16 protein-coding genes are annotated in these 19,327 nt (G+C 42.8%); 14 read left to right on the forward strand and 2 right to left on the reverse strand.

Annotation, left to right across the window (positions count from 1 at the left end; translation table 11 throughout):
* The first annotated feature begins 177 nt into the window (after nucleotides 1–177).
* Nucleotides 178–597: a fasciclin domain-containing protein gene (locus ACPZ3T_RS17835; protein WP_490270805.1), complete on the forward strand. Its 420-nt coding sequence runs from the start codon at nucleotides 178–180 to the stop codon at nucleotides 595–597.
* Nucleotides 598–664: 67 nt separating this feature from the next.
* Here the strand turns inward: ACPZ3T_RS17835 and ACPZ3T_RS17840 are convergent, their stop codons facing one another.
* Nucleotides 665–2,122: a glycoside hydrolase family 13 protein gene (locus ACPZ3T_RS17840; RefSeq protein ID WP_490270806.1), complete on the reverse strand. Its 1,458-nt coding sequence runs from the start codon at nucleotides 2,120–2,122 to the stop codon at nucleotides 665–667.
* 245 nt (nucleotides 2,123–2,367) lie between these two features.
* On the opposite strand from ACPZ3T_RS17840, the gene ACPZ3T_RS17845 reads away from it, so the two are divergent.
* The 7 genes from ACPZ3T_RS17845 to ACPZ3T_RS17875 all read left to right on the forward strand — a co-directional run bounded on the left by ACPZ3T_RS17845 (nucleotide 2,368) and on the right by ACPZ3T_RS17875 (nucleotide 11,873).
* Entirely contained in the window at nucleotides 2,368–4,095 is a 1,728-nt protein-coding gene (locus tag ACPZ3T_RS17845; protein WP_490270807.1) for a S8 family serine peptidase, read from the forward strand.
* A gap of 258 nt (nucleotides 4,096–4,353) precedes the next feature.
* Nucleotides 4,354–5,643, forward strand: coding sequence for a glucose-1-phosphate adenylyltransferase (locus ACPZ3T_RS17850; RefSeq protein WP_490270808.1), 1,290 nt, complete (start codon nucleotides 4,354–4,356; stop codon nucleotides 5,641–5,643).
* Nucleotides 5,644–5,706: 63 nt separating this feature from the next.
* Nucleotides 5,707–6,267: an AAA family ATPase gene (locus ACPZ3T_RS17855; RefSeq protein ID WP_490270809.1), complete on the forward strand. Its 561-nt coding sequence runs from the start codon at nucleotides 5,707–5,709 to the stop codon at nucleotides 6,265–6,267.
* Between the two features lie 156 nt (nucleotides 6,268–6,423).
* Complete coding sequence (locus ACPZ3T_RS17860; RefSeq protein WP_490270810.1) at nucleotides 6,424–7,578, forward strand: NAD-dependent epimerase/dehydratase family protein; 1,155 nt, start codon at nucleotides 6,424–6,426, stop codon at nucleotides 7,576–7,578.
* Nucleotides 7,579–7,687: 109 nt separating this feature from the next.
* Nucleotides 7,688–7,864 (forward strand): hypothetical protein, encoded by a 177-nt coding sequence (locus ACPZ3T_RS17865; protein WP_490270811.1) that lies wholly within the window; start codon nucleotides 7,688–7,690, stop codon nucleotides 7,862–7,864.
* Between the two features lie 6 nt (nucleotides 7,865–7,870).
* Nucleotides 7,871–9,028 (forward strand): glycosyltransferase family 4 protein, encoded by a 1,158-nt coding sequence (locus ACPZ3T_RS17870; protein WP_490270812.1) that lies wholly within the window; start codon nucleotides 7,871–7,873, stop codon nucleotides 9,026–9,028.
* Between the two features lie 268 nt (nucleotides 9,029–9,296).
* On the forward strand, nucleotides 9,297–11,873 hold the full coding sequence (locus tag ACPZ3T_RS17875; protein ID WP_490277260.1) for a GAF domain-containing protein: 2,577 nt from the start codon (nucleotides 9,297–9,299) through the stop codon (nucleotides 11,871–11,873).
* A 115-nt stretch (nucleotides 11,874–11,988) separates the two neighbouring features.
* Here ACPZ3T_RS17875 and ACPZ3T_RS17880 read toward each other — a convergent pair whose 3' ends face one another.
* Nucleotides 11,989–12,264 (reverse strand): DUF7219 family protein, encoded by a 276-nt coding sequence (locus tag ACPZ3T_RS17880; protein ID WP_490270813.1) that lies wholly within the window; start codon nucleotides 12,262–12,264, stop codon nucleotides 11,989–11,991.
* 902 nt (nucleotides 12,265–13,166) lie between these two features.
* Between ACPZ3T_RS17880 and purC the strand changes: the two genes are divergently transcribed.
* The 6 genes from purC to ACPZ3T_RS17910 all read left to right on the forward strand — a co-directional run bounded on the left by purC (nucleotide 13,167) and on the right by ACPZ3T_RS17910 (nucleotide 19,300).
* Entirely contained in the window at nucleotides 13,167–13,904 is a 738-nt protein-coding gene (gene purC, locus ACPZ3T_RS17885; protein ID WP_490270814.1) for a phosphoribosylaminoimidazolesuccinocarboxamide synthase, read from the forward strand.
* Between the two features lie 104 nt (nucleotides 13,905–14,008).
* The gene (locus tag ACPZ3T_RS17890) at nucleotides 14,009–16,429 is read left to right on the forward strand and encodes a BamA/TamA family outer membrane protein (protein WP_490270815.1); all 2,421 of its coding nucleotides are present in this window, start codon (nucleotides 14,009–14,011) and stop codon (nucleotides 16,427–16,429) included.
* Nucleotides 16,430–16,641: 212 nt separating this feature from the next.
* Nucleotides 16,642–17,496, forward strand: coding sequence for a UDP-3-O-acyl-N-acetylglucosamine deacetylase (lpxC, locus tag ACPZ3T_RS17895; RefSeq protein ID WP_490270816.1), 855 nt, complete (start codon nucleotides 16,642–16,644; stop codon nucleotides 17,494–17,496).
* Nucleotides 17,497–17,544: 48 nt separating this feature from the next.
* Complete coding sequence (gene fabZ, locus ACPZ3T_RS17900; RefSeq protein WP_490270817.1) at nucleotides 17,545–18,039, forward strand: 3-hydroxyacyl-ACP dehydratase FabZ; 495 nt, start codon at nucleotides 17,545–17,547, stop codon at nucleotides 18,037–18,039.
* 237 nt (nucleotides 18,040–18,276) lie between these two features.
* Nucleotides 18,277–19,095, forward strand: a complete 819-nt coding sequence (lpxA, locus tag ACPZ3T_RS17905) for an acyl-ACP--UDP-N-acetylglucosamine O-acyltransferase (protein WP_490270818.1) — start codon at nucleotides 18,277–18,279, stop codon at nucleotides 19,093–19,095.
* Complete coding sequence (locus ACPZ3T_RS17910; protein ID WP_490270819.1) at nucleotides 19,082–19,300, forward strand: hypothetical protein; 219 nt, start codon at nucleotides 19,082–19,084, stop codon at nucleotides 19,298–19,300. Before lpxA ends, ACPZ3T_RS17910 begins: the two co-directional genes overlap by 14 nt.
* Nucleotides 19,301–19,327 lie beyond the last annotated feature (27 nt).

A 19,327-nucleotide genomic window follows, 5' to 3' on the forward strand; every position in this document is an offset into this window, starting at 1 on the left:
TGAGTAAAAAATTTACTTATTACTTATTACTTATTACTCATAGTGTACCTAACTTACTTCCAAAGTGCTGTGTATAATTTATAACTCTTGATTAACCTTTCTATTGATAGAGGTCAATTAGTTTTGTCTGTCTATATGTTGGTGATAACAGTGAAGTTAATTTATTAACAAAATATCATGGCTGACGTTGTGGAAACTGCTGTCAAAGCTGGTAATTTCAAAAAGTTGTTGCAGGTGGCTGAAGCTGTAAAAATCATAGATACTCTCAAAAGTCCTGGTTCTTTTACTCTCTTTGCACCTACTGATGAGGCTTTTGCAAAGCTACCAGAAGGGAGTTTAGACTCATTACAGCAAAACATCCCTAAGTTGAAGAAAATTGTCACCTATCATGTAGCCTTTGGTGATGTCCGCTCTGATGATTTACTGCAAATCGAAGAAGCAGAAACTATTGAAGGATCTGTTCTAGCCATTCAATGTAATAATGGTGTGATTACGGTGAATGATGCCACAGTACTACAAACAGATATCGTTGCTGATAATGGTGTAATTCATGTTATTGATGGAGTTTTAATGCCGGCAATGGTTGCCGGGCGATAGGAAACAGGGGACAGGGGATAGAGAAAGTCTCCACTAATTCAGTTCTTTCCCCTCAACCCTACTACTATCAACCGAGAATGCAACCACTACGTGAGGGAATATTTAAGGAAAGCTGTTTTGTCTCTCCTGCACTATGCCAGTTGAATTGTGCTTTACCGTATAACAGTTTGTTGGGTTGAGTCTGCAAATTCGTAATATCTATATCGGCTTGTGCTGATGCTGTACCAACGTTGACGGCAATAATTAATTCCTCTGTCCCGAAAGTGCGGGCAAAAATGTATAATGCTCCCTGGGCGGAAATAACTTTATACTCACCTATGCGTAAGGCTGGGTAGGTATGACGCAAAGCAATTAATTGGTAGTGAGTCTGGTAAATTTCCTTGTCCCAATTGGCTTCTAAGGGAAAACCTCGACGACAGTCGGGATCTAGTTTCCCTGGTAAACCGACTTCATCACCATAATAAATACTGGGCGCACCAGGAAAGGTGAGTAATAGCAGGGTGGCTAGTTCTACACTGGCTTTATCCTCACCAGCGATGGTAATTAATCTGGCTGTGTCGTGACTGGCGAGTAAATTAAGTTGAGTAAGTTGAATTTCCCAGGGGTAAAGTTGCAGTAGTTCTTCAATTTTGGCGGCGTACTCTGCGGCAAATAAGGGGGGAGATGGTTGATAGTCGCGGCCTTGCACTTCCTCTAAGACTACGCGATCGCCTGCTGTAAAGGCAATGGTCGGCCCGGCAAATAAATAGTTCATCACACCGTCAAATTGCTTACCATCTAACCATTCACGGGAATCTCCCCACACTTCCCCGACAATATAAGCATCAGGGTTAATGGCTTTGACTCGTTCTCGAAATTCTTGCCAAAAACCAGGGGTTTTAATTTCAAAAGGTACATCTAACCGCCAACCGTCAATGCCAAATTTAATCCAGTATTCGGCGATTTCCATGATATATTCCCGCACTTCTGGGTTATCGTGGTTAAATACAGGCAAGGCGCGGTTATTTGCCCAACCCACGTAATTAGCAGGTAATTCACCAGTGTATGGTGCAAGCGGCCAATCCTCAATTCTGAACCAATTCAGCCACGGTGAATAAGAGCCATTTTCTAAAATGTCATGAAAAAAGAAAAATCCGCGACTAGCGTGATTAAATACTCCATCTAGAACAACTTTAATATTTCTTTGATGGGCTGCATCTAGTAATTCTTGGAAAGCAGAATTACCCCCTAACAAGGGGTCTACTTGATAATAATCATGGGTGTGATAACGGTGATTACTAGCAGATTGAAATATGGGTGTGAAATAAATGGCGTTAATGCCTAAGTCTTGGATGTAGTCTAATTGTTCCATAATGCCCCATAAATCACCACCTTTGTATCCTTGCAGTGTGGGCATGGCTTCCCAGTCTTCCCAGGTGGCGTTACCTAATAGGCGTTTGCGGGGTTGTTTACTTCTGGCAAATCTGTCGGGGAAAATTTGGTAGAAAACTGCGTGTTTGACCCAATCTGGTGTTTGAATTTGCATGAGTGAATTTTGAATGGTTTCGTAGTCATTTTGACTTTAAAGTGAATATTTGCGGTTCTTGCTTATGGTAGAAAAATTTTAATATTTGTTTTTTTCACGCAGAGGCGCAGAGGCGCAGAGAGGAGGAGGTGGAGAGGGGAGGGGGAGTTATTGGGATTGATTAAGTTTAGGTTGTGTTTTTGGGGTTGGTGATGAGATTGATGTTATTTGTGAAGGTAAGACTTTAGGCTCAAAGTTGAAATAACATGAGATATGAAAAGCTTTCTCCTGGACTTTTGTTGGCTTGGGATGATTTTCAACGGGAGGGGGAGTTGGCGTTAATTACACATAGGCGATCGCTTGGTATTATTGCTCCTAAAAGTGTGATTAAACCTACTAAAAGTATGGTTTTTATTTATTGTGATGCTGATGCAGATTTGAGTTATCTTGCTCAATATGATATTGAAATAAATCAAAATTTTGGTGCTGTTAGGACGGCTTTTTTACCTCTAGATAATTTAACAGTTTTATCAGAAGTACCTGCAATTACTCGCATTAAACCATCCCGTAAACTGCAACTGCGGATGGATGTTGCACCCGCAGTTATTAAACTGTCAAGTTTTGTCAATAGAACTAAACTTACTGGTCAAGGGGTAATTATTGGCATTATTGATACGGGTATTGATGCCAAACACCCTGCTTTTGCTGGACGGATTTTGCGAATTTGGGATCAAACTCTCCCCGGTCTAGGGGTGAATGAGGGTGGTTACGGTGCAGAACTGACAGGAGAACAGCTTTATATCTCCCAAGATACGGAAGGTCACGGTACTCATGTTGCAGGTATTGCGGCTGGTACTGATGCTGTCTATGGTGGTGTCGCACCCCACGCGGAATTAGTGGTGATTAAGTCTGATTTACAGGATGCTCACATTGCTGATGGGATTCGCTACATTTTCCGCGTGGCGGGTGAGTTGGGACGACCTGCTGTCATTAATCTTAGCGTCGGTGGACACGCTGATGCTCATGATGGCAGTGATTCTCTCTCCCAAATTATCAATGCTGAGTCTGGCATGGGTAGAATTGTCTGCTGTGCGGCTGGTAATGAAGGAAATGATAATATTCACGGTCAAACTCATATTCCCAGTGGACGCAGCCGGGGTATGCGTTTTCATGTGCCTTTAAATCAAATCGGTATGGTTTGGTTAAATGGTTGGTATGTCAGTAGCGGTGCATTAGAAGTCTCAGTACGCAGTCCTAACGGTTTTGTTACGCCTTATCAAAAAATTATTACTACTGGTAATCCTTCCCAAAGCCATGATTTACCGGATTCTTTGGTAGAAATTGTCACCCCAGACCGTGACCCGATTAATGGTGATTATCATTTCTTTGTGCAGATTCGTGGTAGGGGTAGATCCCTTGTGCAAGGTGGTATCTGGCAATTAAGAGTTCGCAATCACTCAGCATCAGATACTATAGTTGATGTCTGGACATTAGATGATACACTATCAGTATTTTTTACAGGTAAAAGTGTCAAGGATGCAGTAAAAATTGGTTCTCCTGGTTGTGCTAGTAGTGCGGTGACAGTGGCAGCCTACACTACTAAAGTTAAATATGAAGATATCGATCGCCACACCCGCGAAATGGGTTTAGAATTAAATACCATTGCCGAATTTAGTAGTGAAGGCCCTTTAAGAAATCATGCCCCTAAGCCAGATATAGCCGCACCAGGTGCAATGATTGTCTCTGCACTTTCTAGTCATTTTAATGGCGATCGCTCCATGATCATTAATTCCCAATTTATCGCCATGTCCGGTACTAGTATGGCTGCACCATTTGTCACTGGTTTAATTGCATTACTCTTACAGCGCAACCCCAAGTTAACCCCAACTGCCATTAAAGACTTACTTTGCCAAAACAGTTCCATCCCCGGCAAATCTCCCGGTACGTTTGATCATAAATGGGGGTTTGGTTTGATTAATACTGAAAAACTTTAACACGGTTGGGAGTTGGGCAAACAGCACTTTTACCCCCACACCCCCCACACTCCCCACACTCCCCACACTTCCCACACTCCCCCCACTCCCCACACCCCCCACACTCCCCACACCCCCCACACTCCCCACACTCCCCACACCGCTACACCCCTGTGTTTCAGAAAATTCATTAGCCATAATCTTTGATCCCCCCTTACCAGTTGCTACATACAGTCCTAAACTGTAGGTGGGAATCAAAAGGCAGTCGGGAGACATCTTGTGAAAAAAGTATTAGCAATTATCCTTGGAGGTGGTGCGGGTACTCGCCTGTACCCTCTCACCAAACTACGTGCTAAACCGGCAGTACCAGTAGCAGGGAAATACCGCCTAATAGATATCCCTGTTAGTAACTGCATTAATTCAGAAATTTTTAAAATCTACGTTCTGACACAATTTAACTCGGCTTCTCTGAACCGTCACATTGCCCGCACCTATAACTTTAGCGGCTTTAGCGAAGGCTTTGTGGAAGTGCTTGCTGCCCAGCAAACACCAGAAAACCCAAACTGGTTTCAAGGAACTGCTGATGCTGTCCGTCAGTACATATGGCTGTTAGAAGAATGGGATGTGGATGAGTACCTGATCCTATCAGGGGATCATCTCTACCGTATGGACTATCGCCAATTTGTACAACGCCATCGGGACACAAACGCGGATATTACTCTCTCGGTAATTCCCATCGACGATCGCCGCGCCTCAGATTTTGGTTTAATGAAAATTGATCAGTCTGGGCGGGTAATCGACTTTAGCGAAAAACCCAAAGGTGAAGCCTTAACCCAAATGCAGGTAGATACCACCATTTTGGGATTGAGTCCAGAACAAGCCGCTTTACAGCCATACATCGCCTCGATGGGCATTTACGTCTTTAAGAGAGATGTTTTAATAAAACTTTTGAAAGAAGCTTTAGAACGCACCGATTTTGGCAAAGAAATTATTCCTGATGCCGCCAAAGACTATAATGTCCAAGCATATTTGTTTGACGACTACTGGGAAGACATTGGAACGATAGAAGCCTTTTATAATGCCAATTTAGCCCTGACACAGCAGCCATTACCACCGTTTAGTTTCTACGATGAAGAAGCCCCAATTTACACCCGTCCGCGTTACTTACCACCAACTAAACTCTTAGACTGCCATGTGACAGAATCAATCATTGGTGAAGGCTGTATTTTGAAAAACTGCCGCATTCAACATTCAGTTTTAGGAGTGCGATCGCGGATTGAGTCAGGTTGTGTCATCGAAGAATCTTTACTCATGGGTGCTGACTTTTACCAGCCTTATGTAGAACGTCAGTGCAGTATAGAGAAAGGAGAGATCCCGGTAGGTATTGGCCCAGATACCATTATCCGCCGCGCCATCATCGATAAAAACGCCCGTATCGGTCACGATGTCAAAATTATCAATAAAGACAACGTGCAGGAAGCAAACCGCGAAACTCAAGGCTTTTACATCCGTAGTGGCATTGTAGTTGTCTTGAAAAATGCTGTCATTCCCGATGGAACAATTATCTAAAATAGTGCTGGGTAATGAGTAATGAGTAATGAGTAATGAGTAATGAGTTTGAGGTTATTAGTAATGAATACAATTTCTAATTACTTTCAAGCCCTGACTCCTGAATTATTACTCACAACTTACAACTCACAACTCACAACTCAGCACCGACTAAACGCCGAGCTACCCCTAACAGTACTCATATTACTAATTGGTCTTCCTGGTAGCGGTAAGTCAACTTTAGCAAAACAATTAATGGCACAATGCCCCCAGATGCAACTGATTTCTACAGATGCCATCAGGGGGCAATTATTTGGTTCAGAGGCAATTCAAGGGTCTTGGCTGCTGATTTGGCGGGAAATAGAACGACAATTGCAAGAGGCTATATCTACCCAGAAAACAGTAATTTTTGATGCTACCAACGCCCAACGCCGCCATCGTCGGGAAGTGATTACTCTAGCCCGTGAGTTAGGCTTTACTCACATTACAGGAGTGTGGGTACAAACCCCAGTTTGGTTGTGTTTAGCCAGAAATCAAAAACGCGATCGCATTGTTCCAGAAGAAATTATCCTCAGAATGCACCGCCAACTCCGTGATGCACCCCCCAGCCTCGAAGAAGGACTAGATGAAATACTGCCACTGTAACCCTTTGGGGCAATTCAAAATTCAAAATTACGCCTAATGTGAATTAGGAAAACAGGCGGGAAAGTCATCGTAGATATCCCACATCTTCCAGAATGATGAGTGAGAGGGTACCCAAACCTGATAGATTAAGCTATCAGCGAGTAAAAACTGGTGAAAATGAAAGTCCTAGTTATTGGTGGCGATGGGTATTGCGGTTGGGCAACCGCACTTTATCTTTCCAATCGCGGTTATGAAGTTGGAATATTAGATAGTTTGGTGAGACGGCATTGGGATAACGAACTAGGTTTGGACACCCTCACGCCGATCGCACCGATTCAGCAACGCCTCCAACGCTGGCAAGATTTAACAGGTAAATCCATTGACTTGTTCGTTGGTGACATTACTAACTACCAATTCCTTCAGAAAACGTTGCACAAATTTGAACCAAATGCGATCGTGCATTTTGGTGAACAGCGTTCCGCACCGTTTTCGATGATTGACAGAGAACACGCAGTTCTTACTCAAGTCAATAATGTCGTTGGTACGTTAAACCTACTCTATGCTATGAAAGAAGATTTCCCAGACTGTCACTTAGTGAAGTTGGGAACAATGGGTGAATATGGTACACCCAACATTGACATTGAAGAAGGTTATATCACTATTGAACATAACGGGCGCAAGGATACCCTACCTTATCCTAAACAGCCTGGGTCAATGTATCACCTGAGCAAAGTGCATGATAGCCACAACATACATTTTGCTTGCCGGATTTGGGGTTTACGCGCCACAGACTTAAATCAAGGTGTGGTGTATGGTGTCCTGACTGAAGAAACAGGGATGGACGAACTATTAATTAACCGTCTTGATTACGATGGTGTGTTTGGTACAGCGTTGAACCGATTCTGTATTCAAGCGGCGATTGGTCATCCTCTGACGGTTTATGGTAAAGGTGGACAAACTCGTGGTTTCTTGGATATTCGGGATACGGTGCGATGTATGGAAATTGCGATCGCTAACCCCGCCGAACCAGGTGAGTTCCGCGTCTTTAACCAATTTACTGAACTATTCAGCGTCGGTGATTTGGCGTTAATGGTGAAGAACGCCGGGAATGCTTTGGGACTGAATGTCGAAATCAGCAACCTAGACAATCCCAGAGTTGAGAAAGAAGAACACTATTTCAATGCTAAAAACACTAAATTACTCGATTTAGGTTTGCAGCCTCACTATCTCTCTGATTCTCTGCTCGATTCTCTGCTGAACTTTGCCATCAAATATCAAAAACGCGTGGATCACAAGCAAATTTTACCCAAGGTTTCTTGGCATAGAAAATAGACATAAACCTTTGTGCGGCTAATTACACAACCCTATTTCACTCAACTCAGTAAGTGGCCGAAAACTGGTCGTCATATTATTAGCGCAATATGACGACCAGACAATTGTTGTGTATTCAGCTTATCGTCAAGCTGATGCCATCGAAGATATTTCCGAATTTGTCCGACAACAGCGACAAAAGATTAATTCTGACTGTAGAGAATTGATTACGCCACAAGAATCGGTTTACTCTGTTCTAGATACCAAAAATCCACAAAAGCTAGAATTATCTGCCTGGACTGAATAATTTCCTATGAGAATTGCCTTATTCACCGAAACCTTTCTACCCAAGGTTGACGGCATTGTAACACGCCTCCGTCATACCGTTGATCACCTACAACGCCAAGGAAATCAAGTTTTAGTAGTTGCCCCAGAAGGCGGAATTACGGAACATAAAGGAGCGAAAGTTTACGGTGTAAGTGGCTTTCCTTTGCCTTTGTATCCAGAGTTGAAAATGGCTTTACCTCGTCCAGCCATTGGTTACACTCTAGAACAGTTCCAGCCAGATATCATTCATGTTGTCAATCCGGCAGTTTTGGGGCTATCGGGGATTTTCTACAGTAAAGTCATGAAAATTCCCTTAATCGCTTCTTATCATACTCATCTTCCCCAATATCTGCAACATTACGGCTTGGGGATGTTAGAGGGGTTACTGTGGGAACTATTAAAAGCCGGGCATAATCAAGCAGCTTTAAACCTATGTACTTCTACGGCAATGGTAGAAGAACTTTCAGGACATGGCATTGAAAGAGTAGATTTATGGCAACGGGGAGTAGATACGGAATTATTTCACCCCGACTTAGCCAGTTTAGAAATGCGCGATCGCTTAACCCAAAATCACCCTGAAAGCCCCTTATTATTGTACGTAGGTCGTCTTTCGGCTGAGAAAGAAATTGAGCGCATTAAACCCATCTTAGAAGCCATTCCCCAAGCGCGATTAGCACTAGTCGGAGATGGCCCCCATCGCCAAGCCCTAGAAAAACATTTTGCTGGCACAAATACTAACTTTGTCGGCTATCTCATGGGGCGGGAGTTAGGTTCAGCCTTTGCCAGTGCTGATGCTTTCATCTTCCCTTCCCGCACAGAAACACTCGGTTTAGTGTTACTAGAAGCAATGGCGGCTGGTTGTCCAGTCGTAGCGGCGCGTTCTGGCGGTATTCCCGACATTGTTACAGATGGTGTCAATGGGTATCTTTTTGACCCCAAAGCTGATATTCAAGATGCTATTGACGCTACTATTAAGCTGTTAGAAAACAAACAACAACGGGAAATCATCCGGCAAAATGCCCGACGTGAGGCAGAAAAGTGGGGCTGGGCAGCTGCTACCCATCAATTACACGATTATTATCAAAAAATCGTCTATGGCAAAGTGACAGGGAATAGGTTACAGGTGACTGGTACTAGGGAATAGGGCATGGGGCATGGGGCATGGGGCATGGGGCATGGGAAATTTAATTTTGAATTTTGAATTAATTAATAACCAAAGAAAATAAGGATACAAGCCCCTCTCTTACGAAGTTCAGTTCGGAGGAAACCTCCGCTCTGACTTCGCGCTAAATTTATTTATGGAGAAGAAAAAAGTGAAACAGCATTAATTCAAGCCGCAGGTTTTATCCGTGGGGTATTTAATTTTGAATTTTGAATTTTGAATTTTGAATTTTGAATTGGAGCGTAGCGACTTGACTCTTCCTAATCCTGGTAGCGTCTTAGCTACATTAACAGAATTGACTCAAGTTAATCGTACTCACGCTTTATTGCGGCGAGTCAAAGACCTTTCTGTTAATGAATTTGTTTGCTTATTAGACTTTATTACCGCCGAATTTCAACAATTTCTTAGAGCTATTGAATTGATCAATAATGAAGCTCTAGAAAATATGTTGGAGAAAGTTTTAGAAGCAATCACACTCAAAATTGGTCAAATTCTCCAAGCCGAACATACGGCTATTTTTTTAGTTGACTATGATAAAAGCCAACTGTGGTCAAAAGTTCCCCAAGATAATGGGCAGAAATTTTTAGAAATTCGGACTCCAATTACTTTTGGTATTCCTGGTCATGTTGCTAGTACAGGACAATATTTAAATATTGGTGAAACTGCTACTCATCCTCTATTTAGTCCAGACTTAGAAAAACAAATGGGCTATGCAATTCACAATATTTTATGTATGCCTGTGGTGAGTAGTAAAAACCAAGTGGTTGCTGTGGTACAACTAGCAAATAAAACTGGAGATACGCCATTTAATCATGAAGATGAAGGACGTTTTCGTGATTTTGCAGCTTCAATAGGCATTATTTTAGAAACTTGTCAATCTTTTTATGTAGCGGCTCGCAACCAACGGGGAGCAACAGCACTTTTACGGGCGACTCAAACATTGGGGCAAAGTTTAGAGTTAGAAGCAACTTTGCAAATAGTGATGGAGCAAGCCAGAATTTTAATGCAAGCTGACCGCAGTACCTTATTTTTATACCGCAAAGAAATGGCGGAACTCTGGACAAAGGTAGCAGCCGCCGCAGACACGACAAATTACATAGAAATTCGCATTCCTGCTAATCGTGGGATTGCTGGTTATGTAGCATCAACAGGAGAAGCACTGAATATTCCTGATGCTTATAAAGACCCTCGGTTTGACCCTTCAACTGATAAAAAAACTGGTTACATAACGCGGAATATTTTGTGTTTACCAGTGTTTAATTCAGCCAATGAATTAATTGGAGTTACCCAATTAATTAATAAACAACAAGGTAGTTTTACCGCTTCTGATGAAGAGTTTATGCGGGCTTTTAATATTCAGGCAGGAATTGCTTTAGAAAATGCTCGCTTATTTGAAAATGTTCTGCTGGAAAAGCAGTATCAAAAAGATATTCTCCAAAGTTTATCAGATGCTGTGATTTCTACAGATATGGCTGGTCGGATAGTGACTATTAATGATGCAGCTTTAACATTATTAGGTTGTCCTTTGGGCGACCTTAACCATAAAAGTAATAAACTGCTGTGGGAACATAATTTAATTGGTCGCTGTGTTTGGGAAATTGTCCCAGTGGAAAATTTACAAATGCGGTTGGAAGATAGTTTAAAAACTGGTGCGAAACATTATGTACCAGAACAAAACTTGACAGTAGGCATTTATCAATTACAAAGTGCTGAGGGAATACTGACAGGTGAAACACAGTATTCTATATTGACAATACGCGATCGCACTAACCCAAATATTTTTCTGACCTGGAATTTACCCCTTACCCCCCAATCAAAGTTTTTAACGGCTGAACAAGTAACCATTCTTGAGCGCAGTATTAATCTCACAGTCAACCCTCTGACTAACCCAGAAGGGGGAGTTAGAGGCGGGTTGGTAGTGCTGGAAGATATCAGCAGCGAAAAACGCTTGAAAAATACCATGTACCGCTATCTGACACCCCACGTAGCAGAGCAAGTCTTAGCTGTGGGCGAAGATGCTTTAATGGTGGGTGAACGTAAGGAAGTAACAATCTTATTTTCCGACATCCGAGGTTACACCACACTCACAGAAAATCTGGGTGCGGCGGAGGTGGTATCACTCCTAAATCAGTATTTTGAAACAATGGTAGAGGCGGTTTTTAACTACGAAGGCACTCTCGATAAATTTATTGGTGATGCGTTAATGGCTGTATTTGGCGCACCTTTACCACTCACAGAAAACCATGCTTGGCGGGCAGTACAATCAGCTTTAGATATGCGTCGGCGACTGGCAGAATTTAATCAACGCCGCATTATCCAAGCCCAACCACAAATTAATATTGGCATCGGTATTAGTTCTGGGGAAGTAGTTTCAGGAAATATCGGTTCTCAAAAACGCATGGACTATACAGTCATTGGGGATGGTGTCAATTTAAGTTCCCGCTTGGAAACAGTCACTAAAGAATATGGTTGTGATATTGTTTTGAGCGAGTTTACTTACCAGTTATGTAGCGATCGCATTTGGGTACGCCAATTAGATAAAATCCGAGTTAAAGGTAAACACCAAGCTGTGAATATCTACGAGTTAATTAGCGATCGCACCACTCCTTTAGATGCTATCACCGAGGAGTTTTTGTTTCACTACCATACTGGCCGTACAGCCTACTTATCTCGTAATTTTACCGCAGCGATCGCCTCTTTCACATCAGCCAAAAATATTCGACCCACAGACCAAGGGGTGAATCTTCACCTAGAACGCGCCTACAATTACCAACAAACACCACCTCCACAAGACTGGGATGGAGTCTGGACAATGACACTCAAGTAGTCATGGGGCATGGGGCAGAAAAATTCAAAATTCAAAATTCAAAATTCAAAATTAAAGAATTTTGGGCATGGGGCATTGGTGTAGTTGTTTCTTTTCCCTAGCCATCAGCTATCAGTTAGCCTTCTCCCTCCTCACTTTCATTTTGAAAGGGATTTTCACCAATTTGTAGTTGTTTTTTTGTCCGCTTTAATTTTTTCCACAATGCTTTAATCTGTTCGTATGCTTCCTCTGGTTGCAATTTTCCTGCCGTTTCTAAGTTACAGATATAACTTACCCTTTGAGCAAATTCTTGGAGATTGGCATTGAAAACTAAGTTTTCGGGTTTTACTTGACCATAATAACGACCACGAGGATAGAGAAAATTTTCTTTAGTCACTATTTTTTGCTCCATTTATTCAACTCCCTGTTTTTGTGATTTTTTAAAGCGGAATTGCTAGCGGGCTGTGTACTCTTGCAAAAAGCCCTAAAAAACCGGGTTTCTGAACGAAAAATTAAGGTTTTAAGCTGAGGAATTTGCAAGAAACCCAGTTTTTAACCGAGGTGCAAGACGTGAGTTAACTGTTAACAATTGACAGTTTAGAGTTTACAGCAATAGAAAAAGATGTATGAGTTGAGATGTGAGCCAGCCTACTTATGTATTGATATATTTTTCTTTTAATGAAAAATATTGCACTGATTTTAAAATGTTTTTTGGGGTGTTGAGATATGAACACCAATCTTACCTACAATTATGCACACCAGACTGATTTGCTTGAGAAAACTTGTTCCAGACAAGTTAATTAATGCACTTGTTGCTGAATTGATGGGTTTGGGTGATAGACTCTCCTGATCGATTAGAGATTTGCTTGATCTTATTTCATCATTTATAAAAATGTTATGTTATGCTGCTTTTTTGATACAAAAGTATAAGTATTAATCTATACTCACATTTTTGATGATGAAAATATTTTCGCTAGGGTTGTTAAAAAAGTAACTTACAGCCACAAAATATCATAGATAACCAGCAATCAACTTCTGTGTTTGGTTAGATATTCATTCCTAGATACTCCAAACTGATGAGAAAGATCGAGATTACCGAGTAATATCGTGTTCGGTTAAAGACTTATAATTAAGACTGCAAGGGGGCAGGGGGCAGGGGGCAGGGGAAGAAAGAGTTTTTTGTTTCTGCATAGGTCACAGAATTATAACTAATTATCCGAACTTGATATAATAGCGAATCTGGAATAACTAAAGATAAAATGGGTAAGCCCGAAAGGACAAAAATTGTCTCTCGCCAAAAACCTTACCTCTACCATGTCTGTTTATTCCAAGCTATACGAAGGCAAAGCAAAAATTCTCTATACAACTGATGATCCCGAAGTCTTACTCGCTGACTTTAAGGATGATGCTACAGCATTTAATGCCCAAAAGCGAGGTAATATCCTGGGCAAAGGGAAGATCAACTGTAGTATTTCTAGTCAGCTATTTCAACAGTTGGAAGCATCGGGTATTAAAACACACTTTATTGATAGTCCTGCTCCTCATCAAATGCGGGTGAAGGCAGTGAAAATCATACCTTTAGAAGTAGTTATCCGTAATATTGCGGCTGGGAGCTTGTGTCAACAGACAGGCTTAGAACTGGGTACATTATTAAAACAACCCCTAGTAGAGTTTTACTATAAAAATGATCAATTGGGAGATCCGTTATTAACACGCGATCGCCTATTGCTCCTAGAACTAGCGACACCGGAACAAGTCGATGCAATTACTCATCTAGCATTGCAAATTAATCAGTTTCTCCAGGAATTTTGGTTACGGTGCGGTATTACCCTAGTTGACTTCAAACTAGAATTTGGTGTTGACTCACAAGGAAATCTACTTTTAGCAGATGAAATTAGTCCCGACACCTGCCGACTGTGGAACACCACAGAAGCCGATCCTAATCGCCGGGTAATGGACAAAGACCGTTTCCGCAAAGACTTAGGGAATGTAGAAGATGCTTATCAGGAGGTTTTACAACGAGTATTACAAGTAGTTGAAACTCAGAATTAATCCAGAATATTAACTGTTAACTGTTGACTGTTGACTGTTATTAGCAGTCAGCACTAAAAATTGCTTTGTGATGGTGTGTGGATGTGAAGAGGAATCTAAATAAAATGCGTTTATCTCCAGTATTGATGGCAGCTGTAGCAATTACAGCACCCTTGAGTAGCTCTTTGAGTGCAAATGCACAAACTCCTAACAGTTTAGAGCAGACAGCAGAAGTTTTACCCCCTGGGACTAATCAGCAGCCAGAACAGTCCGACTTTACTGAAGTAAAAACACTGGCAGAAATTCCCGCCCCAGAAATTTCTGCCTCTGCTGCTTTATCATCTGAGAATCAACCCACAAAATCCGCCACAACCGCAACAAAAGAGGTCATTGTCCCTACTGTCGCAGTAGCACCAGTATCTACAAACCCTACTCCTGAAAAAGCTAATTCATTTGCCAATATTCAGTCTGCATCGGTTGCTGTTGTTCCCCTAAATTCCCAGACAGAGAAATCAGCCCAAAAATCCCCCGTGGTGATTTCATCTCCCTCAACAGCACTCAACCAGAGAGGAACTGCCAAACAGCTGGTACAAGCACCAGAAACTACTACGCCTCCTCCTACCCCCAGCACCGAGCCAGTAACACCAGCACCAGACACTAATAATACTCCCAGCAACACCCCAGAAACTACTGAACCCCGTGTATTGGTGTCCGAAGTCCTAGTCAAAGCACAAACCGGGCAACTCACCCCAGAATTAGAAGCCCAAGTTTATAACGTTATTCGTACCCAACCAGGACGAACCACAACCCGCGCTCAACTGCAAGAAGACATTAACGCCATCTTCGCTACTGGCTTCTTCTCCAACGTCCAAGCTGCACCAGAAGATACACCTCTAGGGGTAAGGGTTAACTTTATTGTCCAACCCAACCCTGTCTTAACCAAAGTAGAAATCCAAGCTAATCCCGGTACTGAAGTTCCCTCCGTTCTTCCCCCCAATACTGCTGACGAAATCTTCCGTGACCAGTATGGCAAAATCCTCAACTTACGGGACTTACAAGAAGGTATCAAGCAACTAACCAAGCAATATCAAGACCGAGGTTACGTCCTAGCTAATGTCATTGGTGCGCCACAAGTCTCAGAAAGTGGTGTTGTCACCCTGCAAGTAGCAGAAGGGGTAGTAGAAAATATTAAAGTCCGCTTCCGTAACAAAGAAGGTCAAGATGTTAATGAGAAAGGAGAACCAATTAAAGGCCGCACAAGAGAATATGTAATTAAGCGAGAATTGGAGTTAAAACCGGGACAAGTATTTAACCGCAACACTGTGCAGAAAGACCTGCAACGGGTATTTGGTACAGGACTATTTGAAGATGTCAATGTCTCCCTTGACCCTGGTACAGACCCCAGCAAAGTGGATGTAGTCGTGAATGTAGTTGAACGCAGTAGTGGTTCAATTGCGGCTGGGGCTGGGATTAGTTCTGCGAGTGGACTATTTGGGACAGTCAGCTATCAACAGCAAAACCTAGGTGGTAGAAATCAGAAACTAGGGGCAGAAGTTCAAGTAGGTGAAAGGGAGTTGTTGTTTGACCTCCGCTTTACAGATCCTTGGATTGCTGGTGATCCTTACCGGACTTCCTACACAGCCAATATTTTCCGTCGCCGTTCCATTTCGTTGATTTTCGATGGCGCAGACAACGATATCAGAACATTTAACCCTAATAATATTACTGATACAGACGAGCAAGACCGCCCCCGTGTTACCCGTTTAGGTGGTGGTATTACCTTCACTCGTCCCTTATCTGGTAATCCTTACGAGAGGTCAGAATGGACGGCTTCAGCCGGGTTACAGTATCAAAGAGTTAGTACCCGTGATGCTGACGGTAACTTAAGAAAAGAGGGGGGAGTATTTGATGATGCTGGCAACCTCGTGCCTGGCACAACCGTACCTTTGAGCTTTTCTGGTACAGGTGAAGATGATTTATTGTTAGTGCAGTTAGGAGCGCAACGCGATCGCCGTAACAATGCTTTACAACCTACCAGTGGTTCTTTCCTGCGTTTCGGTGTAGACCAATCAGTACCCGTCGGTTCTGGTAGCATTTTCCTCACCAGACTCCGGGGTAGCTACAGCCAATATTTACCAGTCAAATTTACTGGCTTTACAAAAGGGCAAGAAACCCTAGCCTTTAACATCCAAGGCGGTACAGTCCTCGGTGATTTACCCCCCTATGAAGCCTTTACCCTAGGGGGTAGTAACTCCGTCCGGGGTTATGAAGAAGGGACATTAAGCAGTGGACGCAGCTACGTACAAGCCTCAGTAGAATATCGCTTCCCTGTATTTTCAGTAGTTAGTGGAGCGTTATTCTTTGATGTAGGCAGTGACTTAGGTACTACCACCAGAACAGCCGAAGTACTGAATAAAAACGGTACTGGCTACGGCTATGGTTTGGGTGTGCGCGTACAATCACCCCTAGGGCCAATTCGCATTGACTACGGTATCAACGATGACGGTGATAGCCGAATTAACTTTGGTATTGGCGAAAGATTTTAACGCTGACAGTTAACAGTTAACTGGTAACTGTTAACTGTTAACATCCTAAAATTACGAATTACGTAGCTTACTTCCGCGTAGCGGTATTACGAATTACGAATTACGAATTACGAATTACGAATTACGAATTACGAATTACGAATTACGAATTACCAATCAGGGGTTTTTACCAACATGGATAATAACAACCAAAATACTAAGAGTTTGTGCCTATGCTAGAACACACTCTAGCTGCGGCAATTACTCAAACTGGCATAGGACTACATAGCGGTATCAGTACCAAGGTGCGGATACTACCGGCACAGGTGGGTAGTGGACGCTATTTTGTGCGTGTAGATTTGCCAGATTTACCAATTATCCCAGCCCAAATAGCAGCCGTTAATCAAACTGTCCTCTCCACTCAGTTGGGTAAAGATGAAGCATCGGTTCGTACAGTAGAACATTTATTAGCAGCTTTGGCGGCGATGGGTGTAGATAACGCCCGTATTGAAATTGATGGCTCAGAAGTGCCGCTTTTGGATGGTTCAGCTAGAATTTGGGCAAATAGTATTGCTGAAGTGGGTTTGAGATCACAACCAACTTCTGTGACTGAGGAAAAACAGCCTTTGATAATTCCTGAGCCTATCTGGATTTATCAAGATGATGCTTTTGTGGCTGCTATCCCAGGATCAGAAACCCGCTTTAGTTACGGTATTGATTTTGACTTACCAGCAATTGGTAATCAATGGCATAGTTGGTCTATTGCTACCGATAGAGAAACAGCCTCAGTTAGCTTTAGTGAAGAAATTGCCCCAGCACGGACATTTGGGTTGCTGCATCAAATCGAACATTTGCAGAAATCTGGGTTAATTAAAGGTGGTAGCTTAGATAATGCCCTCGTTTGTGGGGCTGATGGCTGGGTAAATCCACCATTACGATTTGCAAATGAGCCAGTACGTCATAAAATTTTGGATTTAGTAGGGGATTTGAGTTTATTGGGATATTTTCCCCGCGCTCACTTTTTAGCGTACAAAGCCAGTCATAATTTACATATTCAGCTGGCGCAAAGAATTTTAGCTCTCATCTAAAATTCTCCATCCTACTCACTAAATACCCAGATTAAAATTCAACTGCTAATGTCAATTCTGTCTGAAGTGAATAGTCCTGCATCTCTTGATGAGACTGCACCTGAGATTAAAACAACTCTCACCTCTGAAGAAATTCAGAACCTGCTACCCCACCGCTACCCATTTTTACTTGTAGATAGAATCATCGATTACGTACCAGGTAAACGAGCCGTAGGTATTAAAAACGTTACTATCAATGAGCCACACTTTCAAGGACACTTCCCAGGTAGACCACTGATGCCAGGTGTGCTAATTGTAGAAGCAATGGCTCAAGTTGGTGGTATTGTTTTAACACAATTACCAGAGGTAGAAGGAGGACTGTTTGTTTTTGCTGGTATCGATAAAGTCCGCTTCCGCCGCCAAGTAGTACCAGGAGATCAACTACTGATGACGGTGGAACTGTTATGGATTAAACAACGTCGTTTCGGGAAAATGCAGGCAAAGGCAGAGGTTGACGGTCAACTTGCTGCTGAAGGGGAATTAATGTTCTCTCTAGTTAGCTAAAATCTAACTTCCGTGGTAGTAGTGTAGCCGTGAATTATCCTGAAACACCAAAGCAGGATACCAATTTCCCAAAATCACTACAAGAGCCTCTTATTAATTCTTGACTTTCGCTACCCTCACACATAAATTGCCCGACAACTTTTTTAGTGATACTCACACACTCAGTCACGCCAGTCGTCTGAATTTGTCCATCAAAGCAAGGCACTGGCTTTTCAAGATAGTTCTGGAGATTTACCCTTGAAAACGCTTATTCATCCAACTGCTGTAATTCATCCAAACTCGGAACTACACCCAACGGTGCAAGTCGGTGCTTATGCTGTGATTGGAGCAAATGTCAAAGTAGGTGCTGACACTATTATTGGCGCACACGCAGTCCTAGAAGGGCCTTGTGAAATTGGGGTAGGAAATCAAATTTTCCCCGGTGCTGCTATCGGCATGGAACCCCAAGATTTAAAATTTGTAGGTGAACCCACTTGGGTAAGAATTGGCGATCGCAATTTGATTCGTGAGTATGTCACCATTAACCGCGCCACTGGTGCAGGGGAAGCCACGGTAATTGGCAATAATAACCTACTCATGGCTTATGTCCATGTAGCTCATAATTGTATTATTGAGGACTCAGTAGTAATTGCCAACTCCGTAGCCTTAGCTGGTCACGTCCATATAGAATCCCGCGCCAGACTCAGTGGTGTTTTAGGTGTGCATCAATTCGTACACATTGGCAGACACGCGATGGTCGGCGGCATGGCACGTATTGACCGCGATGTGCCACCTTATATGCTAGTTGAAGGCAATCCCGCCAAAATCAGAACCCTCAACTTAGTAGGGTTGAAACGTTCTGGATTTGAGAGTAACGAGTTACAACTGCTCAAAAAAGCCTTCCGCATTCTTTACCGTTCTCAGTTGAGCTTTAAAGAAGCCCTAGAACAACTAGAATCTCTAGGAGATACGGAAACCCTCCAAAATTTACGCCGTTTCCTCTTACTATCCCAAATGCCAGGCAGACGGGGCTTGACTCCCGGTAGGAGTAAGATAGGCGGGAGTGATGAGAGTTAAGGGAGTAGGGGGCAGGGGGCAGGGAGCAGGGAGCAGGGGAGCAGAGGGGCAGGGGAGCAGAGGGGCAGGGGAGCAGGGGGCAGGGAGCAGGGGAGCAGGGAGACAAGGGAGACAAGGGAGACAAGGGAGACAAGGGAGACAAGGAAGTACAGGAGATTTTACCCCAATGCCCAATGCCCAATGCCCAATGCCCCAAAATTCCTGAATTTTGAATTTTGAATTTTGAATTTTG

The organism is Aliinostoc maniaoense (assembly GCF_058172895.1).

Bases quoted from the DNA above. Each gene is read 5' to 3' on its own strand.
- ACPZ3T_RS17835 (WP_490270805.1), top strand. From the start codon at position 178: ATGGCTGACGTTGTGGAAACTGCTGTCAAAGCTGGTAATTTCAAAAAG.
- ACPZ3T_RS17840 (WP_490270806.1), bottom strand. From the start codon at position 2,122: ATGCAAATTCAAACACCAGATTGGGTCAAACACGCAGTTTTCTACCAA.
- ACPZ3T_RS17845 (WP_490270807.1), top strand. From the start codon at position 2,368: ATGAGATATGAAAAGCTTTCTCCTGGACTTTTGTTGGCTTGGGATGAT.
- ACPZ3T_RS17855 (WP_490270809.1), top strand. From the start codon at position 5,707: ATGAATACAATTTCTAATTACTTTCAAGCCCTGACTCCTGAATTATTA.
- ACPZ3T_RS17860 (WP_490270810.1), top strand. From the start codon at position 6,424: ATGAAAGTCCTAGTTATTGGTGGCGATGGGTATTGCGGTTGGGCAACC.
- ACPZ3T_RS17870 (WP_490270812.1), top strand. From the start codon at position 7,871: ATGAGAATTGCCTTATTCACCGAAACCTTTCTACCCAAGGTTGACGGC.
- ACPZ3T_RS17880 (WP_490270813.1), bottom strand. From the start codon at position 12,264: ATGGAGCAAAAAATAGTGACTAAAGAAAATTTTCTCTATCCTCGTGGT.
- purC (WP_490270814.1), top strand. From the start codon at position 13,167: ATGTCTGTTTATTCCAAGCTATACGAAGGCAAAGCAAAAATTCTCTAT.
- ACPZ3T_RS17890 (WP_490270815.1), top strand. From the start codon at position 14,009: ATGCGTTTATCTCCAGTATTGATGGCAGCTGTAGCAATTACAGCACCC.
- lpxC (WP_490270816.1), top strand. From the start codon at position 16,642: ATGCTAGAACACACTCTAGCTGCGGCAATTACTCAAACTGGCATAGGA.
- fabZ (WP_490270817.1), top strand. From the start codon at position 17,545: ATGTCAATTCTGTCTGAAGTGAATAGTCCTGCATCTCTTGATGAGACT.